We start from the raw sequence: 24,937 nt of genomic DNA, 5'->3' as shown, positions 1-24,937 counted from the left end.
GCGTCAAGCTGCGCCAACCGATGTTGCCACCGCGCCGCTCGCCGGCCACGGTTTGTTCACGTTTGTGAGGGCTGAAGCATGCTGAAAAGAATCCTCTCCAACGACTTCCCGCGCAGCCGCCTGCTGGCGCTGCTGCTGATCGTGCTGCTGGTGGCATTGGCCGGGACACCGTTCATCTTTACCGGCGTCAAGGCGCTCAATGTGGCGGCCAAGGTGCTGGTGTTCATCGTGCTGGTGGCCAGTTTTGATTTGCTGCTGGGCTACACCGGCATTGTCAGTTTTGCGCACACCATGTTCTTTGGCATTGGTGCTTACGGCATCGCGGTTGCCAGCACCCGACTGGGGCCGACCTGGTCCGCGTTGGCGCTGGGCTTGCTGTGCGCACTGGCGCTCTCGTTTGGGCTGGCGCTGCTGGTCGGCTTATTCTCGCTGCGCGTGCGCGCCATCTTTTTTGCCATGATCACACTGGCCGTGGCCTCGGCTTTTCTGACCCTGGCGTCACAACTCTCCGACATCACGGGTGGCGAGGATGGACTGTCGTTCAAGGTGCCGGAAGTTCTGTCACCCGGCTTTGAGTTGACGCAGCAGCCTTTCCTGGGCGTCATGCTCGATGGCCGGCTGCTTTGCTACTACCTTTTGTTTGCGACGGCGCTGCTGCTGCTGCTGGCCATGCTGCGCATCGTCAACTCACCGTTTGGTCGCGTGCTGCAGGCGATCCGCGAGAACGAGTTTCGGGCCGAGGCGATTGGCTACCGGGTGGTTGTTTACCGCACCACGTCGAGCATTTTGTCGGCCCTCTTTGCCTGCCTCGCCGGTGCCATGCTGGCGCTCTGGCTGCGCTACAACGGACCCGATACCTCGCTCTCGTTCGAGGTCATGATGGACGTGTTGCTGATCGTGGTGATCGGCGGCATGGGCACCATTTACGGCGCCGCCATCGGCGCGGCCTTGTTCCTGGTGGCGCAAAGCTATCTGCAGGATTTGCTGCGTCTGGGCAGCGAGTTGGCGGCCCCCTTGCCGTGGCTCGCCGCCGTGCTGTCGCCGGACCGTTGGCTGCTTTGGCTGGGCGTGCTGTTTGTGCTGTCGGTGTATTACTTTCCCACTGGCGTCGTCGGGCGCTTGCGTGCCGGTGTCGCCGGAGGTAGATCATGAGCCTGAATTCATCCTTTTCTTCCAACTATGTGACTTGTGCCGGACGCGAGATTCATTACATCGAGTGGGGCGCACAGCATCGGAAAACCGTGCTGGCCTGGCACGGTCTGGCGCGCACCGGGCGCGACATGGACGAGCTGGCCGCCCACTTGAGCGCGCGCGGCTACCGGGTGATCTGTCCCGACACGATCGGGCGGGGCCTGAGTCAATGGAGCCCGCTGCCGGCGCAGGAGTACTGCCTGTCGTTCTACGTTCGTCTGGCGCTGGAGTTGCTGGATCGGCTGGGGATTGAAAAAACCCATTGGGTCGGAACCTCGATGGGTGGCGCCATCGGCACGGTATGCGCGTCGGGCCTGCTGGACGGCGGCAGCAAGCAGCGCATTCAGAGCCTGACCCTGAACGACAACGCGCCGCAGCTGGCGGAGGCGGCCATAGCCCGCATTCGCGCCTACGCCGGTAGCCCGCCTGCGTTTGCCACGGTGCTGGAGCTGGAAGCCTTCTTCCGCCAGGTCTACCAGCCCTATGGCTGGTTGAGCCAGGCCCAGTGGCGTCGTCTGACTGAAACCTCGATCCGGCGCTTGCCCGACGGCCGGGTCACGCCACACTATGACCCGGCGATGGTGCAGCAGTTCATCAGTCATCCTGACGATTATTCGATTTGGCAATACTACGATGCGATCGCCATTCCGGTGCTGTGCTTGCGCGGTGCCCGGTCGGACCTGGTGTTGCCTGAAACCACGCACCAGATGATGCGTCGCGGCCCCGGTTTGGCGGGTCTGCTGGAGGTGGTTGAAATTGCCGGTTGCGGCCACGCACCGGCTCTCAACGTGGCCGATCAGCTGGAGCGCGTGAGCGCTTTCATTGCTGCCGCGGACTGAACTTTTTATTCCGCTTCAAGGCTGCAAAACAAAAAACCGAACCCCATTGCGCCCCGCTTCCTTGGCCTGCTGCAGCGCGCGGTCGGCTCGCTTGAGGAGGTCATCCTGGCTGCTTTCGTGGCCGAGAAACAGGATCACGCCGATGCTGACCGAGCCCTGGTGCGCAACCGCGGTATTCACCTCGCCCTCGCGCTGCAGGCCCAGCGAATAAGGCTCCGACAATCTGCCGCGGATTCTTTCGGCGATGGCGGCCGCATGCATCACCGATTCTGACTGGTTCACGAATTCGCTCAGTATCACGACAAACCGATCGCCGCCGAAACGCGCCACGGTGTCGATCTCGCGCACGCATTTTCTCATTCGATTGGCCACTTCCTGCAGCATCAAGTCGCCGGCCGAGTGCCCCTGGGTGTCGTTGAGCAGTTTGAAGTGATCCAGGTCGAGCAACATCAGCGCACCATAGCGGTTGCTGCGCTGGCTGGCATTCATGGCCTGGTTCAGACGGTCGATCAGCAGGCGGCGGTTGGGCAACTGGGTGAGCGCGTCGTGGAATGGCAGTTGCCGCACCTGGTCCTGCAATTGTTTGCGTTCGGTGATGTCCAGAACCGCGCCGGCGAAGCTGACCACCTCACCCTGCGCGTCGCGGGACAGGATTCGGCCCTGGTCCAGCACCCAGCGCCACGAACCGTCGCGATGGCGCATGCGGTACTCGCAGGTGCAGGGCGTACCGTCGCGAAACGCGTTCTCGATGGCCTGGCGCTTGATGGCCCGGTCGTCCGGCCACATGCGCTCAAGCCAGGTCGAGAAGCGGGTCGGCCGGTCATCCATCCGATAGTCGAAGATCGCCGCCCACAGGGCGCTGCACTGCACCGCATCGGTCTGCGGGTTCCAGTTGTACAGGCCCAGGCCGGTCGTGCTGACCGCCAGATCGAGCCGTTCCCGCTCCACCCGCAGCGACTCCTGCGCCGCGCGCAGCCGCAGCATGGCGTGGATATGCGCCAAGAACTCGGGTTTGCCCAAAGGCCACGAGAGATAGCCGTCGGCCAGACCGTGTGCCCAACCGGTTGCCTGGTGCTCTCCGGAAGTCTTGAGCACCGACACCAAAACTACAAAAACGCCGGCCAGCGCCGCTTCACTCTTCAACTGACGCGCGATGTCGACGCCATTGCCGTCGGGCAGCACGGCGTCGAGCAGCAACAGCGCGGGCCGGTGCCGCCGGGCGAGTTCAAGAGCCTCGGCCGCGTTGCCCCCTGTGATCACCTGGTAGCCGGCCTCGACCAGGATGCGGGCGGTGGCCGGCAGCTCGTCGGGATCATCGGCAATAACCAGCAGCGTGGTCGCAAAAGTATTAGGCATGGCGTTGCTTGAGGCTGAGGTGGGAAGATCGCTCGCTGGCATCCCGAGCCGGTGGGTAGGCCGATTTTTGGGCGTTCCGCAGTGTTGCGCAGCCAGGCAAGACAGACTCCCTTGCCATGGCTTTTTCGCCTAGCGCTGCATCCGAATTCAGCCCCGTCGCACCCGCGTTCCAAGCCCGACAGGCTGCCAGCATCCCCTCCCGGAAATCCATTTGCGCGGCTCCCAAGTACTATTACTTATGGATACATTCTAAGTCCAACGCGGGCCTTTGGGGCCTACTCGGACGGCAGAAAAGAGGGGGTGGCAGTTGGCCCGCAGGGTAACCCTTGCCAGCTGAATCGCCATTCAACCGGGGCCTGCTGCCGACTGTGCCAATCATGCCGATTGACCAGGCTAGCGCAGATCGGCAACCTGACTCTCCTGCTCCAGGGACGTCAGTTGGTCGAGCATCAGCTGGTGCAGTTGGTGCAGCTTGTCGAGTTGCGCCAGCGCCTGGGCCTGGCGGCCACTGGCCTTGAGTTCGAGCAGCTCGGTGGCCAGCGTCCGCACCCGCTGTTGCAGGGCTTCGATGTCCCGCCAGGCTGGTTTTGCGTCTTGTTGCGCTGGCGCCCGACCGCGTGGCCACAGGTTAAAGAGGTCGTGCTGCGGATCGAGTACCGGCGGTATCTGGCGCTCACCCTTGAGGAAGGATGCAAGCCCAGCGATCCAGGCGCGGTACTCGACGCCGGCACGCAGCAGCGGCAGATCGTCGCGTCGCACTCGGGTCAGATCGGCCCAGCTCGGGTCAGGCCGCCAACTGGCTACCCAGGCCGGCAGATCGGCCGCCGGCATCGGGCGCGCAATGCCGTAGCCTTGTGCCAATTCGCAACCGAGTCGCAGCAACAGCGCGCCGTGGGCCACGCTCTCCACGCCCTCGGCGACAACCTGGCAGCGAAAGGCGTTGGCCAGCCCGATCACGCCCTCCAGAATGGCCAGGTCGTCGGGGTCGTCCAGCATGTTGCTGACAAAGCTGCGATCGATCTTGAGCAGGGTGACGCGCAGGTGTTTGAGGTAGGTCAACGAGGAGTAGCCGGTGCCAAAATCGTCCAGGGCAAAGCCGACACCCAGGCGGCCGCAAGCCTCAATCACCTGGCCGATGCGCCCGATGTCTTCCAGCGCGCTGGTCTCCAGCACCTCGAGTTCGAGTTCGCCGGCCTTGATGCCGGGATGCGCCTGCAGCAGTTCGCGCAGACGCGGCACGAAGTTGGTTTGCTGCAGCTGGTTGGCGCCGACATTGACACTGACCGGGATGTTCAGGCCGGCTTCGCGCCACAGTTCCATCTGGGCCAGAGCACTGTCGATGACCCATTTGCCGATCTCGACGGCCAGCGGATGGTCTTCGATCACGGGCAGGAACAGCGCCGGCAACAGCAGTCCCTGCTCCGGGTGCCGCCAGCGGATCAGCGCCTCGGCGCCGGTGACGAGGCCGCTGCGCATATTGACTTTGGGCTGGTAATAGAGCACGAATTCGTGGTCCGTCAGGGCTTGCCGGATGCGCACCACGCTTTCATGACGACCGCGTATGCTGCTGTCCTGTTCGGCGTCGAAGAAGTGGTAGCGGTTTTTCCCCGCCAGCTTGGCCTGGTACATGGCCTGGTCGGCCTGGCGCAGAAGCTGGTCGGCATCGATGTCTTGGCACTGTGGGTAGAAGGTGACGCCGACACTGGTCGAGACCTGAAGGTTGATCTCGCCCATTGGCACGGCCTGGGCGGCCGCGCCCAGCAGACGGGTCAGCATGGGCACGCTGGCGGCGACATCGCTCAGATCGATCAACACGGCGACAAACTCGTCGCCACCCAGACGGGCCAGCGTGTCGCCCTCGCGCAGGGTCTGCTTCATGCGGCTGGCCACGGTCATCAGCAACTGGTCGCCGACCTCATGTCCATGGTGGTCATTGACGGCCTTGAAGCCGTCCAGATCGAGATAGACCACGGCCAGGGTCTGGTTGCGCCGCTGCGCCTGCGCCATCGCCTGGTGCAGTCGGTCGGTCAGCAGCACCCGGTTCGGCAAGCTGGTCAGCACGTCAAAATGAGCCAGGTGTTCTAGCTGTTGCTGGTGCGCCTTCTGCGCCGTGATGTCGGAAAACAGCGCCACATAGTTGTACGCCTTGCCCTGCTCGTTGCGCACCGTGCTGACGGTTTGCATCTGCGGGTAGATCTCGCCATTCTTGCGCCGATTCCAGACTTCACCGTCCCATTGCCCCTTGCTGACCAGTTCGCGCCACATCGCCTGGTAGAACTCCCGGCTCTGCCGTCCCGACTTGAGGATGCGCGGGTTCTGGCCCAACACTTCCTCGCGGCTGTAGCCGGTGATCTGGCTAAAGGCCTGATTGACGTTGATGATGGTGCCGTCGGCTTGCGTGATCATGATGCCCTCGCGCGCGTGGGTGAAGACGCTGGCGGCGAGTTGCAGGCTTTCCTCGGCGGCCTTGCGGGCGCTGATGTCAATCAGTGTGCCGACGTAGTGGGAGAGTTTGCCGTCGCTGCCCATCACGGCGCTGATGGTCAACCATTCGGTATAGGGCTCGCCGTTTTTCCGTCGGTTGGAAACCTCTCCCTGCCATTTCCCCTTCAGCATGACGCCATCCATAATGGCCGCGTTGGCCGCGCCATCGTGGCGCTCGGCATTGAGCTGGCGTCGCGTCTTGCCGACCGCCTCTTCAGCGCTGTAGCCGGTAATTTCGGTGAAGGCCTGGTTGACGCGCAGGATCACCCGCGCCGGGTCGGTGACAAAAATACCCTCCTGCGCTTCGAATGCGGCGGCGGCAACGCGCAGCGCGTCTTCCGCTTGCTTGCGCGCGGTGATGTCGCGCGTCACCGACAGAATGCACTGCTCACCTTGCAGGCTGATCACATGCGCGGACATCAAGCCGGCGAACACCCGGCCATCCTTGGCGACGAAGTTGGCGTCCAGGTTTTCACAATGACCCTCGCGTTGCATGGCTTGCACCAGCCGCCGCCGGTCGCCGGGGTCTTGCCAGACGTTGAGTTCCTGCGCCGTCCGGCCAATGACTTCGTCGCGCGTGCGGCCCACCATGCGCAGGAAGCCGTCATTGACATCGAGATAGCGTCCATCCACCAGGCGCGTGATATTGACGGCGTCGGGACTGGTCATGAAGGCGGTGCGGTAGCGCTGTTCGCTCTCGCGCAGCGCCACTTCGGCCCGGTATTGCTCGCTGACATCGCTGAACACCAGCACCACGCCGACGATTTCACCGGCGGCATCGCGGATCGGCGCGGCGCTGTCGGAAATCTGGTACTCCGCGCCGTCGCGGGCCAGCAACACGGTGTGGTTGGCCAGGCCCACCACATGGCCATGCGCCATCACCAACTGCACCGGATCGGCTACCGTCGCGCGCGTATCGGCGTTGACGATGCGAAAGACCTCCGTCAGGGCGCGCCCGCGGGCCTCGGCCAGCGTCCAGCCGGACAGCCGTTCGGCGGTTGGATTCATGCGGGTCACGCGGCCCACCGGATCGGTGGCAATCACCGCGTCGCCAATCGAATACAGCGTGGTGGCCAGCTTTTCCTCGCTCAGGCGCAATTGCTCCTGGGCCAGCTTGTTGGCGGTGATGTCGCGTGCAATGGCCACGAAGCGGGGCGTCTCGGCCGGCAGGCTGGCTTTGCGTGCCATCGAAAGCTCAAGCCACACTGGCCCTTGCGGGCGATTCAGGGCGAATTGTTTGCCATTCGAATGGCCGCTGGCGTTCGCCTCCTGCAAAGCGGCCAGGCAGACCGCCGCTGCGTCGGGCGGCATGACTTCCGATATCAGCTTGCCAAGAAAGTCCGGTGCCGGCGCGATTTGCAAGTCGGTGCGCGCGGCGTGGATGTTGTGATAGCGGCCTTCAAGGTCAATTTCAAACCAAAGATCGGGAATCGCCTCCAGGGTGGCGTTCATCTGCGCCAGCGTCTGCTCCGTGACCTGCTTTTCCAGGCCCAGCGCCGTCAACGAGCTTGACAGCTCGGCGGTCCTGGAACGCACACGCCGGCGCAACGTCAAGTTCCAGAGCGCCAGCGCCAGGGTCACAATGGCGATGCCAAGCAAGGCATAGGCGGCGTAGCGCGCGTAGGGCGGAATGCCGGGGCCTTGAATTTCGGAGCCATACCATTTGGTTTCAATCTGCTGGCGTTCGGCCGCACTGATGCGGCCGAAACCGTCTTCCACCAACTTGAGCAGGGCGCTGTTGCCTATTTGCACCGCGCGGTGAAACTCACCCGTGTACAAGGGCACCGAATGGCGAAATTCCTTCTCGATGCCCAGTTGGTTGAGCAGGTAAGCGGCCGGTGGGTGATCGACGCAAAAAACGCGTACCTCGGCCGCCGCCGCTGCTGCCACCACTGCCGAATAACTGGGGTACGGCTTGGTGCTGTCGACGCCGTGCGCGCGCAGCACGTCGATGCAGGCATCGCCGGCCTTGACGCCAACCGTGAAGCCCTTCAAGGAATCTGCGTCGATGATGCCGCCGATGCTTTGGTGGAAGAAGATCGGGACATCGAGCTTGGCATACGGCGCGCTGAAGGAATAGATTCGTTGGCGAGCTTCGGTCAGGAAGATGGTATCGATGACATCGGCCTGACCGGCTTGCATCATTTGCAGCGCCTTGGCCCATTCCATCGGCATCAGCTTGACCGCAACGCCGGTGCGCGCCTCCCACAGGGCCCAACTGTCTTTCAGAATGCCCTGTATTTGACCGGCGCTGTCGCGAAAGATGAAGGGCGGGTAGTTGTCGTCCAGCACCACGATGATGGACTTTGGCGGCGTTTCGGTTGGCAGCGTTGGGGCCGGCGCTGCGCCAACAGTGCAGCACAGCCCCAGCACAGCCCACAGCGCGGCGCGCAGCAGCCGGCGAGCCGACGACCAAGCGGCAGCTGTGACGAGAATCTTGAGCTGGTTCACAAATGAAACATGGATTCGTTGCGGCAAGTGGTCGGGCCAGGGTCGGTTCACACCCATGACGGGCAAGGTGACGGCTTGATTAGACTCCCATGTCGCATGGATCGCAACGGTCGGTCGCCTGGCGCGGATGGGACGCCGGCTTGATGGAAGCAGCTTCCAGCTGGCTCACGGCTTACTGCTTGGCGCCCAGCGCCAGCGCGGCGGCCCGTGACCTGGCCAAGGTCTGGGACGTGGGCGTGGCCCGGGTTGGCCAACCGGCCAGATGCTGCTCGGTCAGTTCACACAGGGCGTTGATCCAGACCGGGTCGTCGTTCAGGCAGGCAATGTAGCGGAACTGCTGGCCACCCGCTTGCAGAAAGGCGGCGCGACCTTCGATCGCGATTTCTTCCAGTGTCTCCAGACAGTCGCTGGTAAAGCCGGGGCACACCACGTCGACCCGCTTGACGCCGGCTTGGGCCAGGGCAATCAGGCTCGGTTCGGTGTAGGGCTGCAGCCATTGGGCACGGCCCAGGCGCGATTGAAAAGTGACTTTGTACTGCGCTTCGGTCAGGCCCAAATGCTCGGCCAGCAGGCGGGCCGTTTTGAAGCATTCGCAATGATAGGGGTCGCCCAGCTGCAGCGTGCGCTGGGGCACGCCGTGAAAGCTCAGCAGCAGTTGATCGGCTCGGCCATTGGCGGCCCAGTGACGCTGGATATTGGAGCTCAGTGCTTTGATGTAACCGGGGTCGTCGTGATAGCGGTTGACAAAACGCAGTTCCGGCAGATTGCGCACCTTGGCGGTCCACAGGTAGACCGCGTCAAACAGGCTGGCCGTGGTGGTGGCCGAGTATTGCGGGTAGGCCGGCAAGATCAGGATGCGGGTGCAGCCTTCGGCTTTGAGCGCGTCGAGTTGCTGGGCGATGGCAGTGCTGCCATAGCGCATGGCGTAGCGCACCGGCACGTCGTGCCCGCGCCGGGCCAGGCCGTCCTGCAGCAGCCTGGCCTGCTTTTCGGTCCAGACCTTGAGTGGTGAACCCTCGGGCGTCCAGATGCTGGCGTACTTGGCGGCCGACCTGGCCGGCCGAAAGCGCAGGATGATGCCGTGCAAAATCAGCCACCAGAGCAGCCGCGGGATCTCGACCACCCGCCGGTCACTCAAAAACTGGCCCAGAAAGCGCCGAACATCGGCCGTGCCGGGAGTGTCGGGCGTGCCCAGATTGCAGAACAGCACGGCAGTGCGCGGCACCTGACCATGGGTAAAAGAGGGTTCCGGCAGGAATGAAGTCATGGCGCTATTCTCACGTATCCGCGGGGTTCTTTGCCTTGTTCCCTGCCATTTTCTGTTTTTGTATTCTTCCGATCTTTTCCCCACTCACTCCCCCCCGCCCCTCTCCCGCCCCGCCGGGCGGAAGAGGGGAGCCTCATGTGGCCGAGTGTGAAAGATATGAAGTGCCTCTGTCAGGTTTTGACCGCTGGGATTTGTGGCGATAACTTTTGCTCTGCCTTGCCGGTGGCCTGCTCTGGTTGATCGCAAAACGGCTTGGGGGAATTAACACACAAGTAGTGTTCATCATCTTCCCCAGCGCGCGGCGGCGTGTGTACTTCTTTCGTTTGCAGACGCGGCCAAATACGGCTGTTGGCTCCTCTCTTCCGCCCGGCGGGGCGGGAGAGAGGCGGGGGTGAGAGAGTGGGGAATAAAAAAAATGAAAAGAATACAGAAACAAGAGTCTCAGCGTACCGGCGCAAGTGTCAAGGTGCTGCGGGTATTGGCCGCCACATCGGCTTCACTCAAGTGTTGCGGCACATAGCCGCCGGCGATGAAGGTTTGCGCCTGGTCCTTGTAGTGGGCGTCGAACAGCACGCCGCTTTGACCCACCGGGTTGATGCCCACGGCATGGTTGGGGTCGGCAAAGTCGATCACCCGGCGGGTCGATGGGCCATAGCTGACGGCCCACGGTGCCGGGCCGATCGAGCCGCCCAGGTTGTTGGGTGTTTCACGTCCGCCGGGCGCCGCAAAAGGGCCGATGTTGAAGAGTTTGTCGAGCGGCTTTTGCGCCGCCAGCGGGTGGCCGTGGGTCAGCGTGTGGGCTTTGCCCCAGGTCCAACCGTTGCTGTCTTTGCCCAGCGTGGCTTGCAGGTGGTCGATGGTGGCGCGCCACACCACTTTGAGGGTGTCGGCACGGCTCTCGACGGTCGGCGTAGCGCGGTTGTCCCACCACGGTGAGTTGGCGTCCGCCGCCAATCGGGGCAGGGCAAAGTCCAGGGCACGTGTGCCCAGCAGGTTCTTGAACTGCACCTCGCCCATTTCATCGGCCAGGGCGCCGCGCGCCAGTTCAAACAGAAACTGGTTGAAAACAGTGGCGGCGATGCTGTCGACATTGTGCCTGCCATCCCAGGTCGCCAAGCCCTCCAGCAGCGCCTGCTCCGCCGGATCGGTGACGCTGCTCCGCAAGACCGGCAGCAAAGGTTTGAGCAGGCGCTGGCTGTAGCCGGTCTGGCTGTCAAGCTGCAGCGCCTGGCTGGTTTTGACATCCCATTTGACCGAGTCATCGCGCAGCCGCTGGTCGAGTCGCTGGGCGCGGTCTGCCAGGTTGTAATAGCCGGGCACCGGCACACCGTTCGCAGGCTTGGGCTGGTGATTGGCCGACACGATGTAGCCGCGCGCGGGATTTTCTTCCTGCGGGTTGTCACTGAACGGGTAGTAGCCGAGCTTGTCGGCTTCGGCGCTGCTGCCGTCGAGGATGAAGTTGGGATTGACCCGGGCCGCTCGGATCGGCAGCTTGGCGGCGGCCCACCAGCCGATGTCGCCGCTGGCGCTGGCCCACACCACGTTCAGACCGGGCGCATGAATTTTGCTGGCGGCGGCGCGCGCCCTGGCCAGCGTGTCGGCGCGATTGAGCTCATAAAAGGCGTCCAGAATCGGATTCTCGGTTTCCAGAAAAGCCCACCACATGGCCACCGGCGTTTTACCCAGGCTGCTGGTGAAGGCGTCGGTGATGATGGGGCCGTGCGGCGAGCGCCGCAGCGTCAGCTGGATCGGTGCGGCGCCCTTGACATGAATGCTTTCAACGCGGCTTTGCAGATCGACCCACTGGCCGTGGTACCAGACCTGATTGGCATTGTCCGGATTGGCTTTCTCGGCGATCAAGTCCATGTCATCGTTCTGGAACATGGTCAGGCTCCAGCCGAATTGCGGGTTGTGGCCCAGTAGCGCGCTGGGATTGAGTGCCTGGTGGTGGCCATACAACTCGAAGCCGGGCGCCGACAGGTGCGCCTCGTACCAGACCGAGGGCGCCGAGTAGCTGATGTGCGGATCGCCGGCCAGCAGCGGTCTGCCGCTGGCACTGCGCTTGCCCGAAACAGCCCAGGCATTGCTGCCCTCGAACTGCGCCAGGCCGGCCTCCCCCAGCGCCTGCTGGCTGATTCGCGCTATCTGGTTGAGCGCTCGCCAGTCAGCGCCATTCAGGGCGCTCGTCGCCGCGGGCGTCAGCACGCCCTCGGGGTGGCCGTCGAGGTCGAATATTCTTAAATAGTCCGGGCCTAGTTTGTCGCGCACATAGGTCAGGGACGGCTCGGTGCGGAAAGTGGCGGCAAAGCTGTAGGCCAGGTAGCCCGATACGGCGATCGTGTCCTGCGCCGTGAAGGGCCGTTTGGGGATGCCCAGCAGGTCGAATTCGAGCGGTGCCGGATGGCTGGACTGAAACTGGTTGATGCCGTCCAGGTAGGCCGTCAGCAGTTTGGCCGCGGGGCTCTGCATGTCCATTTTGGCGGCGCTGGCCTGGGCATGGGCGCGAATCCCCAGCGTCCGGAACAGCCGGTCCACATCGACCAGTTTCGGGCCCAGCACTTCAGCCAGTTCACCCTGCGCCAGGCGGCGCACCATCTCCATCTGGAACAAACGGTCCTGCGCATGCAGATAGCCCAGCGCACGGTACAAGTCGGTTTCGTTCTGGGCCCGGATGTGCGGCACCCCGCGTTCGTCATAGCGCACACTGACTGGCGCCTGGAGTTGCGTCAGGGTCAGCGTGCCGGAGCGCTGGGGCTGCTTGCCGTGCAGGTACCAGGCGGTGCCGGCCGCCGCCAGCGCGATCAGTGCGGCCAGCAGCAGGGCAATGATTTTGAGGGCACGTTTCATCGACTTGGCTCCTTGCTTGTTGTGTTCATCCCGGTTCGGCATCATAAACGTCGAGCCTGGCTGCCTTGACGGCTACCGTTGCGCTGCGCAGCGCGCCCTCCAGCGTGGCCGGGTAGGGGCCTTCGACGTAGTCGCCGCAGGCCAGCAGGCCGGGCGCTATGCCAACAGCCGGACGCCGCAGCCCCGGTGTGCAGGCGAAGGTGGCGCGCTTCTCGACGATGGTTTGCACCGCCCTTAGCGACAGGCCCAGTTGCGCCTGGGCTTGTTGCAGCACCTGCCACTGCAAGACCTCGCGCTGCGCGCTGCTGGCACTGACGACAAAAGCCAGCAGGCCCGCGGGTCCGCCGAGCTGGCCCCGGTCAAACACAAACTGTGCCGGCGCTGCTGCGTCAGGGCTCAGGTTGCTGCGCAGGGTCAGCATCGGCTGCGCCAGGACGGCGTCCGGAGCCCAGGCATAGACGGTGCTGATGGCCTCAAAGCGCAGGGCGCGGCTGAGCTCGGTCCAGTGGCGGATCTTTGTCGCGATTGCTTCGGGCGTTGCCGGCGCACTTTTTTCCAGCAATCGGATCGCTTCGGAGGCCGGCGTGGCGAGAATCACGGCATCGAAGCAGTCGTCCCGGACTTGCCACTGCGAACCCTGCGGCAAGATCGACTCGACCCGCGCACCCAGCTGCAACCGAGCGCCATGGCCGGCCAGCCAGCGCGCCGCAGCCTGCGGAAACAGGGCAGACAGATCGACCCGTGGCAGCAGCAAGTTGGAGCCGCCCGCTGCCCCAAACAAAGCGTCTTTCAGGACCCGCAAAAAGACCTGCGCGCTGGCCTGCTCGGGCCGGGTATTGAGGGCTGAGATACACAGCGGCTCAATCAGCTCGGCCATCACGCGTGAGCTCAACCGTCGGCACAATTGTGCGACCGAGGTGCTCGCTTCGCAGGTGAAGCCTTGCCAGTGCCAACGGCTCGCCAGGCTCAGCAGGGACCACTTGTCGCCCCAGTTCCAGCCGCGTGCCGTCACTATGCCGGCCAACGCGTCCAGCGGCGTCGGCCAGTCGGGGAACTGCAAGCCGCTGGCATCGGCAAAGCGCAGCGTCATGGGCTGGCGCAGCAGGGCGGTCTGCGGGTCCACGCCAACCCGTTGCAGCAGACGCAAGGTCTCGCGGTAGGCACCGATCAGGATGTGCTGGCCGTTGTCCAGCGTCACCGGCGTGCCATCGGGCAAGCGGCCATCAACCGCCCGGGCTCTGCCGCCGGTAAAGTGGGAGGCTTCAAAAACAACCGCCTGGTGGCCGGCCTGCGTGGCCTCCACAGCCGCCGCCAGGCCGGCCCAGCCGGCGCCAACGATGGCAATTTTCATCGGCAGACAGCCCCCGCAATGTTCTGCGGCGGGGCAGGCAAGGGCGTCATATCTTTCCCAGCGCCTGGACCTTCCAGGCCAGCCACAGTTTGCGTAAAGGTGTGAGGCTGACGCGCTGGTGCAGTACCTGGAAGTTGTCGTGTTCAATTTCCTTGAGCAAGGCACGGTAGATGCTGGCCATCATCAGCCCCGGTTTCTGGCTGCGCCGGTCAGCCTGCGGCAGCAGGACCAGCGCCTCGTCGTACAAGGTGTAGGCGCGCTGGGCCTGAAACCGCATCAAATTGGTAAACCGCTCGGAGTAGTTGCGTTGGAGGATTTCGTGGGCCTTGACGTCAAATTGCTGCAACTCGTTGAGCGGCAGGTAGATGCGCCCGCGCAGCGCGTCTTCGCCGACGTCGCGGATGATGTTGGTGAGCTGCAGGGCCAGCCCCAACTTGTGGGCGTACAAGGTGGTTTGTGTCTGCGTCTGGCCAAAGATGTTGGCCGCCACTTCGCCCACCACGCCGGCCACCAGATGACAGTAACGCAGCAGACCCGGGTAGTCGAGGTAGCGGGTCTGGCTCAGGTCCATCTGGCAGCCTTCGATCACAGCCTGCAAGTGGCGCTGTTCGATCTGGAAGTCGGCCGCCAGCGGCATCAGAGCCTGCAGTACCGGATGGCTGGCTCGGCCGGTAAAGGATTGCGCCACTTCCGCCTGCCACCAGGCCAGCTTGGTGGCAGCGACGCCGGGGTCCACGGCATCGTCCACCACGTCATCGATTTCACGGCAAAAAGCGTAGAAAGCGGTGATGGCGGCGCGTCGCGGCGCCGGTAGAAACAGGAATGCGTAGTAAAAGCTGCTGCCCGAGGCAGCGGCTTTTTGTTGGACGTATTCTTGCGGTGTCATAAAAGGTTTGTGCTGGGGTGCTTGGGGTCTGTTCACCCTAGTTTAATCAGGCCGCATGCGCCAGGCCCGCCACAGCAGCAAGGGCAGGTCCGGCAGCCCGAGACGGGGGCGCTGGCGCCAGCTCTCATGGTTCATGGCCTCGATCTTGTCAAGTATGCGCAGGCCGCCTTGCACCACCAGGCGCAATTCCCAACCGGCGCGGCCCGGTATGCGCAGCGCCAGGGAGGCACCTTGCTGCATCAGGGTCCGGGCCTGGAGCGCGTAGGCTTCGACCAACTTGCTGGCGCTGGCCGATTTATGGCGGGATCGCAGGTCGGCGTCTTGCACGGCATGTTGCCGCATCGCCTGCAGACTGGGGTACCAACGCCCCCGCGCTACATCGACACTCAGGTCCTGCCAGAAGTTGATGAGTTGCAGTGCGCTGCATATCTGGTCGCTTTGCGCCAGCGCGCGCGCATCCCCGATGCCGTAGAGGTGCAACAAAAGCCGGCCCACCGGGTTGGCGGAGCGCGTGCAATAGTCAAGCAGCTGGGCGTCGGTCTGGTAGCGCCTGGCGTCGGCGGTATGGCGTACATCCTGTTCAAAAGCGTCCAATAGCTGCTCCAGCAAGGCACTGGGCAGGTGAAAATCCCGCAGCACCGGACGCAAGGGGTCAAACACCTGGGGCCATCGGCCAGCATGCGGCGAGCCGGCGGCAACGGCGCGCAAGTCGTTGCGAAAGTCGGCCAGATCGGCCAGACGCTGGGTCGCCGGTGCGTCGCCTTCATCGGCGATGTCGTCGGCGCCGCGGGCGAAGCCGTAAATGGCCAGAATCGCCGGGCGCAACCGGGGAGGGCAAAGCCAGGAGGCGACCGGGAAATTTTCGTAATGGTCCATCGGCGTGGTCGGTGCGAGGCGGTGGTTCGGTTGCGACTGTGGTTCAGCGGGTTGGCACGGCTTGGCTTGCCATGATTTGCCGACAATGTACGCTACCCGGCGGTGCAGCGAGTTTGACGACCTGCAAATTAACCGCATAGACTGTACATTCGGTTCATCTAGAGGAAAGATCATCATGAACACAGCGAAAAAGAAGATCGGGAATACCGGTTCCGCTGCCAACACCGTTATCACCACAATGGTGGCTGCCACGGTCTCCGGGGCGCCCGTAAGACGGCTTGCCAGAACAACGGTCGTGGCTCTGCGCCCGACCAGAGATTGACGCCTGGGTACCCAGCAGGAGCCGAATCCATCGCGTGCCATGGGCAGATAGCCGGTTCAGTGCGCCGCGCGGCAAGTTTTTGTCCTGTGAAGCCAGTTCGAAAGAGGGTGAGCAAGTCAAATGAGGTCCATCAAACAAGGTTTTTTCAAGTCGGCCGAATGACATGAAGCGATTACTTCCAGTCATGCTGCTGTGCCTGCTCCTGAGTGGCCCAAGCGGTGCCCAATCGAGCCGTCTGGACCGGGTGCTGGGGGCTAGGGAATTGCGCGTCTGCATCTGGCCAGATTACTACGGCATCTCCTATCGCGATCCCAGAACCCGGCAACTGTCGGGCATGGACATCGATCTGGCACGGGAGTTGGCCAAGGAGCTGGGCGTGTCGGTCCGCTTCGTGGACAGCTCTTTCGCCAGTCTGATCGGCGATGTGGAGCAGGATCACTGCGACATCGCCATGTTCGCCATCGGCGTCACGCCGGCGCGGCTGGAAAAGTTGCGTTTCACGGTGCCCCATCTGATCAGCGACATCTACGCCATCACCACGAAAAGCAACCGCCGCATCAAGGATTGGGGCGACATCGATCAGCCTGGCGTGGTGGTGGCGGTGGCGAAGGGCACTTACCATGAGTCGGTGATGCGGGCAAGGCTTAAACACGCCCAGACGCTGGTGCTTGCCAGTTCCCAAGGTCGGGAACAGGAAGTGGAATCCGGCCGTGCCGACGTCTTCATGACCGACTATCCCTTCAGCCGGCGCTTGCTGGAGAGCACCGACTGGGCCCGGCTCATCACCCCACCCGGCACCTATCACCTGACATCCTATGGGTACGCCATGCAACCTGGCGACGAGCGCTGGCACGCACGGGTCGAAACTTTTGTGGCCGCGATCAAACGCGACGGGCGTCTGCTGGAGGCCGCCCGGCGCCATAAACTCGATCCGATTGTGGCGCGGGACAAGTTCTAAGCATGCGAATCAATGGCGGCTTCAGCCGGCGCTCGACTTTTCTCCTGGTGACGCTGAGCATCGCGGCCTGCGCCAGCGCGGCTACTGTCTTTACCCTGTGGCGCTTGCGCACGGAAGCCATCAATCGCCAGTTCCAGGTGGCGACCCTGTATGCCCGTGCTTTCGAGGATCATCTGACCCAGAGTTTCAATGTCATCGATCTGACCCTGGCCAATGTCGTCAACGAGAGTCAGCCGACCGCCACGCTGGCCGAGGCACTGCGCCATGCGCCCTACCTGCGATCGCTGTCAGTGCTGGATACCCAAGAGACCATCGTCGCCAGTTCCGACCCGCGCAATGTCGGCGTGTCCGTGGCGGCGGGCGACTTTTTGCCGCCGGCACCCGAGTCCAGGGGCGTGCTGCGCGTCGGACGACCCTGGGTTGGGCACGATTTTCACGATGGGCGAGCGGCCAGCCTGGTACCACCGGCGGCACCCGACGCAGCGGGACTGATACCGGTGCGGCGCGACATTTCGCTCGATCATGACCATTGGGTTCCCCTGCTGGCATCGGTGAATTCCGATTACTTCCTCAACTATTACAGTCACAGCGTGGCCGCCGCTACCGGCGTTGTGGAGTTGTTGCGCTACGACGGCACTCTGCTGCTTTCCACCGATGAGAAACAGAGGCCAGGCGGCCGCGCCAGGGGCACTGGCTTGGTCAGCAAGCTGGCCCAAGAAGAGTTCGGTCAGTTCGAACAATCCTGGGACGATGGTCGCGCGGTGCTGACGGCCTATCGAAGTTCCCGTGCCTATCCCTTCCTGATCGTGGTTCATCTGGACAAGGATGTTGGCTTGGCCGGCTGGCGCCGCGAAGCGGCACGCACGCTGGCCGTCGTCGGCAGCATGCTGCTGCTGGCCCTGGCCTTGGCCGGCCTGTATTTCGTGCGCACCGAGCGCGCCGCTCGCCAGCGTGATGCCGACGTGAAGCAATTGCGTTTGAGTGGTGCCGCGCTTGAGGCGGCGGCCAATGCCATCATCATCACCGATCGAATGGGGACGATCGAATGGGCCAACCCGGCGTTCTGCGCCCTGAGCGGTTACACCCTTGAGGAAGCGCTCGGTCACAATCCGCGGGAATTGATCAAGTCTGGCGTGCAGACGCCCGGCGACTACCAGGAGCTCTGGCACACCATTCTGTCGGGGGATGTCTGGCGTGGTGAACTGATCAATCGGCGCAAGGATGATACGCAGTACCTGGAGGGTCAGACCATCACGCCGGTGCGGGACGAAGATGGCACGATCGGGCACTTCATTTCGGTCAAACGCGACATCACCGAGCGCAAGCTGGTGGAAGATGCCTTGAAAAAGCAAATGAAATTCGCCCATGCGCTCAATCAGATCGCCGAGGCTATCGCCGCGCACGGTGTTTCCAGTTCGATCCTGGAAGTGGCGGCCAGCGTTGTCGGCGAGACGCTGGCGGTGGATGGGGCCTTGATCTACCACATTTCTTTCGAAAAACAGCAACTGATCGGCTTGTGCGAGTGGCTCAATCCGCAGTACCCGGACCTGATGTCTGCCAAAACGACTTACCCGCTCGACATGTTTGCCGGCGCGGCCGGCGAGATGCGGCGCACGCAGCATTGGCTGGTGAGTCAGGCCGACAACATCAATCCGCATTTTCTGGAAGACGGCTCCGACCAGCTGCTGCACCATCAAATGAAGATTAAAAGCCTGCTCTGGTATCCCTTCGATTTCCGTGACGATGCCTGCCATCTGTTGGTGTTGAATCAGATTCACTCGAAGGTGAAATGGAGCAACGAGGAGTTCGATTTTCTGGCGGCGGTCAGCCAGCAGGTGAGCATTGCGTTGACCAAGATCCACATGATGGACGAGCGCCGGCAGAGCGAGCAAAGAATGCATGAATTGTCGCGGCATCTGGTGGTGGTGCAGGAGAGTACGCGCCGGCGCCTGTCCAGCGAACTGCACCAGCGCACCAGCCCCAATCTGGCCGCCATCGGGGTTAACCTTGATGTCGTCAACGCCATCATGCGGGAACAGCAGTCGCCGGTGCTGTCCGCGCGCATCGACGATATTCGTGCACTGATCGAGGATACGACCGCCAGCATTCGCGAAATCTGTTCCGATTTGCGCCCGCCGGTGCTCGACTATGCCGGTCTGGTGGCGGCATTGGAGAGCTATGTCAAGCAGTTTCAGCGGCGGACCAGCATCACGGTTCGGATCGACTGTACCAGCCCCGCCGTGCGGCTGGCTCCGGTGCTGGAATCGGCGTTGTTTCGCATCGTTCAGGAAGCCTTGACGAACTGTGCCAAGCATTCGCGTGCCAAGTCGATTGTGGTAGCGTTGAACCTGGACCGCCCGCCCGTGGCCTTGCTGGTGAGCGACGATGGCATCGGGTTCGATCTGGATTTACTGGGCAAAACCAGCCATACCAGCGGTCTTGGAATCCTCACCATGAGAGAAATGGCCGAATTCTCCGGTGCCAAATTCACCCTCGAGTCGAGCCCGGGGCAGGGCACGCGGATCAAGGTGGAAATGTATTCCGTTGAAGGACAGACATGAACGTGCGCATCCTGCTAGCCGACGATCACCGGATGTTTCGTGAGGCCCTGCGTTTCCTGCTGGATCGAAATCCGGACTTCACGGTGGTGGCGGAAACCGGCGACGGACTCGAAGTCCTGGCCCTGGCGCGCGAAAGAGCGCCGCATATCGTTTGCATGGACATCGACATGCCCGGTCTCAATGGCATTGAAATCACACGGCAGATCGTTGCTGCCTTGCCCGCTGTAAAGGTGATCGCACTGTCGACCTTCTCCGACCGTGGCTACATAACGGACATGTTGAAGGCCGGCGCTTCCGCCTACGTTACCAAGGCGGCGGCCGGCGTCGAACTGCTGCGTGCGATCGAAGCGGTCAGCCAGAACCATTCCTATTTGTGCCCGGATGCCACGGACGCAGTCAAGGAGGTCATGTGCGGTCATGGCGGGGAAAAGCCGGCCCCGGGCAGCAAGCTCGGCGCGCGCGAAGTGCAGGTGCTGCAGCTGGTTGCGGTGGGCTTCACTTCGGTACAAATTGCCGAACAATTGGCCATTGCCCAGGCTACCGTCGAAGTCCATCGGCGCAACATCATGCGCAAGCTCAATGTCAGCAGCGTCGTTGGGCTCACACGTTACGCCATCCGCAACGGTCTCGTCTCCAACGTTTGAGCGCGTCGGCGACGGCGGTGCCTGGCCGCCATTACTGGTTTACCGTTAGTTGCAGTACGCAGATACCGGAATAGCTATTCACGCCCTCCGCCAGTAATATCAATTGTTCGGCTGAATGGTTCGCCACCAGCGTCCTGGAGGGGGTGCTGGCCTGACTTCTGGTGTCGCCGAGACAGAGGGGGGATTTAATGAATGACAGTGCCACTCTTGAGAGCGCTCAATACCCGGCTACGCGGGACGGACTGGCCGAGGCCCTGCAAGCCATCGATCAGGGTTATCTATGGCTGGACGACAAGCTGACGGTTCGTGGAAACAATCAGGCTTACTGCAAGTTGCTGCGGCTTGAAGATGACCACCAACTGATAGGCCAACCGTATTGGGACGTTCTCAAGCTGCTGCTCAAACGCGGCGAATTTTTCGATAGCGGCGACGACGTAAGCTTCATTGCAGAGAGTTTGCGCAGCATGCGACGCCGGGAATCCCGGCGCTTCGAGCGGGTGCGGCCCAATGGGACGGTGTTGCGGATTGCCACCGCTCCGCTGCCGTCCGGCGGCTATGTCCATACTTGTCTGGACATCACCCACGAGAGCCGGGCGCTGGAAGACATACGGCGTAACGCCAAGGCAACGGTTGTGGCGATGGCCAATTTCTCGGAACATCGGGATACCTATGCCGGCATTCACGTGTTACGCGTGGCCAGACTGGTGGGACAAACCGCCTGGCAGTTGTATCGGCGCGGTCTGTTCCCGGCTATTGTTGACGAGGACTTTATCGATCAGGTCTCGACCGCCAGTATTCTTCACGACGTCGGCAAGATCGCCACGCCGGACCGGATTCTGTTCAAGGCCGGACCGCTGACGGAAGAAGAGCGGACGAGCGTGAAGCTGCATGCCGCGGCCGGTGCCAAGATGCTGCGTCAAGCCAGTCTGATGGTGCCCGACAGCCGTTACCTGCAGGTTGGGGCGGAAATCGCACTCACACATCATGAATGGTTCGACGGCACCGGCTATCCGCAGGGTTTGGCCGGCGAAGATATTCCGATCTCGGGACGTATCTGCGCCCTTGCTGACGTGTTCGATACCCTGACCTCGCGCCGCCCTTATAAAACTCCCTGGAGCACCGAGCGGGCGGTGATGCAAGTCCACCGCCAAGCGGGTAGCCAGTTCGATCCGCTGGTGGCTGAGGTTTTTCTGGAAGTTGTCCAGCGCTGTGAAACGGTGTCGCTGGTGCAGTGGTCGGAAGCCATGAGCGTGGGCCATTTGCACATCGATGAGCAGCACCGGATCCTGATCGACACCATCAACCAGCTGGCCAGTGCCGAGAGTCAGAGCGATCGCCCGGCCATTGCCATGATCATTGACGAACTCATAAGCTATACCGCCTTCCATTTCAACTTCGAAGAGCAACTGATGGAGGACGCTGGCTACCCCGAGCTGGAGAGTCATCGACGAACTCACCAGGGTTTTGTCAAGCGGGTTCAGGAATTGCGCGAGGAATTCATTTATTACCGCCGACGCCAATTGGGCGAGCGCATTCTGGGCGTGTTGCGCGACTGGTTGCGAGAGCACATTCTTGGTGAGGATCAAGCTTATCGTCCGTATATTGGTGGACTGGAATGAAGGTGCCGGAGATGCCCAAAGACTTGGACCCGCGCCCGAACGCCAAGCCGACCCTTGCGACGGCCATGAAGTTTCGTTCCATTTTGGACGCGCTTGACCTGAAGGCCCAGATTGCCATCGTTGCCGTGCTGCTGTGCACCGGTGCAACCTGGTTGCTGGTTCATGACCTGGACCGCAAAGTTCGTGACAACGTTCAGGAGGTGCTGGCGGCCCAGCAACTCCAAACCACCCAGCACTTTGCCGGCAACCTTGACGACGCCATCAAGTTGCATATCAACGCACTGGCCGATGCGGCCGCCCAGATGAATTCCGAGGGGAGGGACAACGCGGAGCACATGCAGGCATTGCTGGCGCGGACAGCCCTGAACCGACTCTTCAACTTAGGCCTGTTTGTGATCTCCAGCAAAGGCCTTGAGCTGGCCGGTTGGCCGACGCCGCAGGGACGTCAGGGCGGCAACTTTGCGGATGCCGATTTCTTTCGCGAGGTCATCAGAACGGGGCAAGCTGTTGTAGGCAAGCCCATGCTGGATCGCTTCACGCAGCAGAGCGTCGTCAATATCGGGGTGCCGATCAAAAACAGTCGCAACGAAGTCACGGCCGTACTGGTGGGTGCCAGTCAGATTGCCGGCGGCGGCTTGTTCGGCGCAAACATGCCCCAAAACTCGGTCGCGAACGGTGACCTTCACGTCCTGTCTCCCAAGGATGGCCTGTTCGTGACCTCCACCGACCCGAAGCACATCATGCAACCCGATCCGGCCGTGGGCGTCGACAAAATGTACGACCGCTACCGCCAGGGTTTTGAGGGCTCGGGGGTCGCAGTCGGTTATCAGGGGAGCGAATCACTTAGTTCAGCAACGCGCGTTGCCAGCACCGGTTGGCTTGTCATGGCCACCCTGCCGACCGCCGTCGCCTTCAAGGCAATTGAATCGCTGCGCGGAGATATTTACCTGCAGTCCGCCGTGGCCTGTGGTGTGATTGCCCTGTTGCTGTGGTTGATCCTCTATTGCCAGCTCCGCCCCCTCGCTGACTCGGTGCAGATCTCGGCACAGATCATCGATGCCATGGCGGGCGGACGGGAGCCGCTGCGCCCCCTGCGGATCGAGGGCAGCAAGGAAATCAGGCGTTTACTGGCCAGCTTCAACAAGTTGCAGCAACACATCAAGACACAGAATCAGGCGCTGCAGGAACATGCGGAGCAGATGCGGTTGGCTGCCTCGGTGTTTGAGGGAACCGGCGAGGCCATCATGATTTGCTCTCCTGATAACCGGATCATCAGCGTCAATCGGGCTTTTTGCAAAATGACCGGCTACGACCCCGGCGAGTTGATCGGGGCCAATCCAGGACTGTTGAAGTCGGGACGACAGGATCGCGCCTTTTACCAGAAACTGTGGGCATCGCTACAGAACACGGGCCAATGGCAAGGGGAAATCTGGAACCGGCGCAAGAGCGGAGAGATATACCCCGAACGCTTGACGATTTCCGCGCTGCACGATGAGGAAGGCAAGGTTCTGCGGTATATCGCCATTGCCGCTGACATCACGAAGCAAAAACAGGCCGAAGCCGTCATTTGGCAACAGGCCAACCATGATCTGCTGACCAAGCTGCCGAATCGTCACCGGCTGAACGAACTGATGCGGCAAATGCAGGAGAAGTCGCTTCGGGAGGGCTTTTCACTGGCGGTGCTGCATATCGATTTGGATCGTTTCAAGCAAGTGAACGACACACTGGGTCACGACGCTGGCGATCGGTTGATCGTCGAAACTGCCAGACGGATTTCCTCCTGTCCCGGGATAGACGTGGACCCGGTGGCACACCTTGGCGGGGACGAATTCGTCGTCGTCCTGAGCACCCTGAGCGAGGCCTCGCCCAGGGTGGCACAGGTGGCGGGTGAGATCCTGCACACGATTGCACAACCGTTTTGTCTCGACGGAGAGAAGGTCTATATCTCGGCCAGCATTGGCATCGCGCGTTATCCCGCGGACGCGCAGGACGTCGCCAATCTGCTCAAGAATGCCGACCAGACCAAGTATGCCGCCAAGAACGAAGGACGCAATCGCTATTGCTACTTCACGGCCTCCATGGAACTGGCGGCAAGGACCCGCATGCAGCTTGCCAACGACATGCGCGGTGCGCTTGCCGCCGATCAATTCGAAGTGCATTACCAGCCGATCGTGGACTTGGCCACAGGAATGATCGTCAAGGCGGAGGCCTTGTTGCGTTGGCATCACCCGGAGCGCGGGATGATCAGTCCGGTGGAGTTCATTCCGATTGCCGAAGAAACCGGCTTGATCAGCGAAATTGGCGATTGGGTTTTCAGGGAAGCGGCGCAAACGGTCAAGCGCTGGTGCAGCCGTTGCAGCTTCTCGGAGAATGGTGTCTGTGCCAAAACCAGGGTGGCCGAGGGGGCTGGGGCAGCCTGCCGGCATCAAATTACCGTGAACAAGTCGCCGCGCCAGTTCTTTACCGGGAACACGGACAGGACCTGGATCGACTACTTGCGGGAGCACGATATCTGCTCCGACTGCATCACCATCGAGATCACGGAAGGCTTGCTACTCGATCAGCATCCTGAAGTCATGGAGAAATTGATCGCCTTCCGGGACGCAGGAATTCAGATTGCGCTGGACGATTTCGGCACCGGATACTCGGCTATGTCCTACCTTAAAAAATTCGACATCGATTATCTCAAGATCGACCGCTCGTTTGTGCGCGATATCGTCACCGATCCGAGTGATCGGGCGATTGCCGAAGCCATCATCGTGATGGCGCACAAGCTCGGGTTGAAAGTGGTTGCCGAGGGCGTGGAGACCATCGAGCAGCGCAATCTGCTGGCACAAGCCGGTTGCGACTACGGGCAAGGCTACCTGTTCGCCAGGCCAATGCCACGGGCTCAGTTTGAAGACTTTTGCATGAGCAGCATCAATCCCGCACGGGAAGAGAGTTTGACCACCTTGTAAGCAAGGTTTTCCCCCTTCCCGGCAAGCTGCCAGGCAGCAAATTGCCGCAGCCTCAATGCCAGGCGATACGGCGGCACGGCCGGCCATTTCCCCACCCCTGAGCCGGGCCGGGAACGGCAGCAGGCTGATGGCGCACGCAGCAGGGTAAAATGACCGGTTGATCAATTTCATGGGGGTGGTCTGGTGGACCGACCCCTTTGTTTTTGCGCGGGTGGCGAAATTGGTAGACGCACCAGGTTTAGGTCCTGACGCCAGCAATGGTGTGGGGGTTCGAGTCCCCCCCCGCGCACCACTTGTTTTAACTTGCGGGACAGTCCGCAGTCGCAAA

The 24,937-nt window shown here is 62.2% G+C and carries 14 protein-coding genes and 1 tRNA gene; 8 read left to right on the top strand and 7 right to left on the bottom strand.

Annotated features, from left to right (window positions below; all coding sequences use genetic code 11):
* Window positions 1-78 precede the first annotated feature (78 nt).
* Window positions 79-1,152, top strand: coding sequence for a branched-chain amino acid ABC transporter permease (locus PHS32_RS14495; RefSeq protein WP_301079725.1), 1,074 nt, complete (start codon window positions 79-81; stop codon window positions 1,150-1,152).
* Window positions 1,149-2,030: an alpha/beta hydrolase gene (locus tag PHS32_RS14490; RefSeq protein WP_301079724.1), complete on the top strand. Its 882-nt coding sequence runs from the start codon at window positions 1,149-1,151 to the stop codon at window positions 2,028-2,030. Before PHS32_RS14495 ends, PHS32_RS14490 begins: the two co-directional genes overlap by 4 nt.
* A 15-nt stretch (window positions 2,031-2,045) precedes the next feature.
* Here the strand turns inward: PHS32_RS14490 and PHS32_RS14485 are convergent, their stop codons facing one another.
* The 7 genes from PHS32_RS14485 to hpnC all read right to left on the bottom strand — a co-directional run bounded on the left by PHS32_RS14485 (window position 2,046) and on the right by hpnC (window position 15,548).
* Window positions 2,046-3,386, bottom strand: coding sequence for a diguanylate cyclase (locus PHS32_RS14485; protein ID WP_301079723.1), 1,341 nt, complete (start codon window positions 3,384-3,386; stop codon window positions 2,046-2,048).
* Window positions 3,387-3,779: 393 nt separating this feature from the next.
* Complete coding sequence (locus PHS32_RS14480; protein ID WP_301079722.1) at window positions 3,780-8,321, bottom strand: PAS domain S-box protein; 4,542 nt, start codon at window positions 8,319-8,321, stop codon at window positions 3,780-3,782.
* A gap of 172 nt (window positions 8,322-8,493) precedes the next feature.
* Window positions 8,494-9,588, bottom strand: coding sequence for a ferrochelatase (gene hemH / locus PHS32_RS14475; protein ID WP_301079720.1), 1,095 nt, complete (start codon window positions 9,586-9,588; stop codon window positions 8,494-8,496).
* A 441-nt stretch (window positions 9,589-10,029) separates the two neighbouring features.
* Entirely contained in the window at window positions 10,030-12,435 is a 2,406-nt protein-coding gene (locus tag PHS32_RS14470; RefSeq protein ID WP_301079719.1) for a penicillin acylase family protein, read from the bottom strand.
* A 25-nt stretch (window positions 12,436-12,460) separates the two neighbouring features.
* Window positions 12,461-13,786, bottom strand: a complete 1,326-nt coding sequence (gene hpnE / locus PHS32_RS14465; protein WP_301079718.1) for a hydroxysqualene dehydroxylase HpnE — start codon at window positions 13,784-13,786, stop codon at window positions 12,461-12,463.
* A 46-nt stretch (window positions 13,787-13,832) separates the two neighbouring features.
* The gene (gene hpnD, locus PHS32_RS14460) at window positions 13,833-14,672 is read right to left on the bottom strand and encodes a presqualene diphosphate synthase HpnD (protein WP_301079717.1); all 840 of its coding nucleotides are present in this window, start codon (window positions 14,670-14,672) and stop codon (window positions 13,833-13,835) included.
* 42 nt (window positions 14,673-14,714) lie between these two features.
* Entirely contained in the window at window positions 14,715-15,548 is an 834-nt protein-coding gene (gene hpnC, locus PHS32_RS14455; protein ID WP_301079716.1) for a squalene synthase HpnC, read from the bottom strand.
* A gap of 485 nt (window positions 15,549-16,033) precedes the next feature.
* On the opposite strand from hpnC, the gene PHS32_RS14450 reads away from it, so the two are divergent.
* The 6 genes from PHS32_RS14450 to PHS32_RS14425 all read left to right on the top strand — a co-directional run bounded on the left by PHS32_RS14450 (window position 16,034) and on the right by PHS32_RS14425 (window position 24,901).
* Entirely contained in the window at window positions 16,034-16,828 is a 795-nt protein-coding gene (locus PHS32_RS14450; protein ID WP_301079714.1) for an ABC transporter substrate-binding protein, read from the top strand.
* Window positions 16,829-16,830: 2 nt separating this feature from the next.
* A complete protein-coding gene (locus PHS32_RS14445) occupies window positions 16,831-19,389 on the top strand; it encodes a PAS domain-containing protein (RefSeq protein ID WP_301079713.1) in 2,559 nt (852 codons plus the stop codon).
* Window positions 19,386-20,033, top strand: a complete 648-nt coding sequence (locus tag PHS32_RS14440; protein ID WP_301079712.1) for a response regulator transcription factor — start codon at window positions 19,386-19,388, stop codon at window positions 20,031-20,033. The genes PHS32_RS14445 and PHS32_RS14440 overlap by 4 nt, the downstream gene beginning before the upstream one ends.
* A 188-nt stretch (window positions 20,034-20,221) precedes the next feature.
* Window positions 20,222-21,652, top strand: a complete 1,431-nt coding sequence (locus PHS32_RS14435) for a bacteriohemerythrin (protein ID WP_301079711.1) — start codon at window positions 20,222-20,224, stop codon at window positions 21,650-21,652.
* Window positions 21,653-21,663: 11 nt separating this feature from the next.
* Entirely contained in the window at window positions 21,664-24,609 is a 2,946-nt protein-coding gene (locus PHS32_RS14430) for an EAL domain-containing protein (RefSeq protein ID WP_301079710.1), read from the top strand.
* A gap of 205 nt (window positions 24,610-24,814) precedes the next feature.
* A tRNA-Leu gene (locus PHS32_RS14425) sits at window positions 24,815-24,901 on the top strand.
* Window positions 24,902-24,937 lie beyond the last annotated feature (36 nt).

The sequence above is a fragment of the Rhodoferax sp. genome (assembly GCF_028714215.1).
In the GTDB taxonomy this organism is placed as follows: domain Bacteria; phylum Pseudomonadota; class Gammaproteobacteria; order Burkholderiales; family Burkholderiaceae_C; genus Rhodoferax.
The sequence above is the reverse complement of the archived record's forward strand: the minus strand, read 5'-3'. Positions and strand labels throughout refer to the sequence as shown.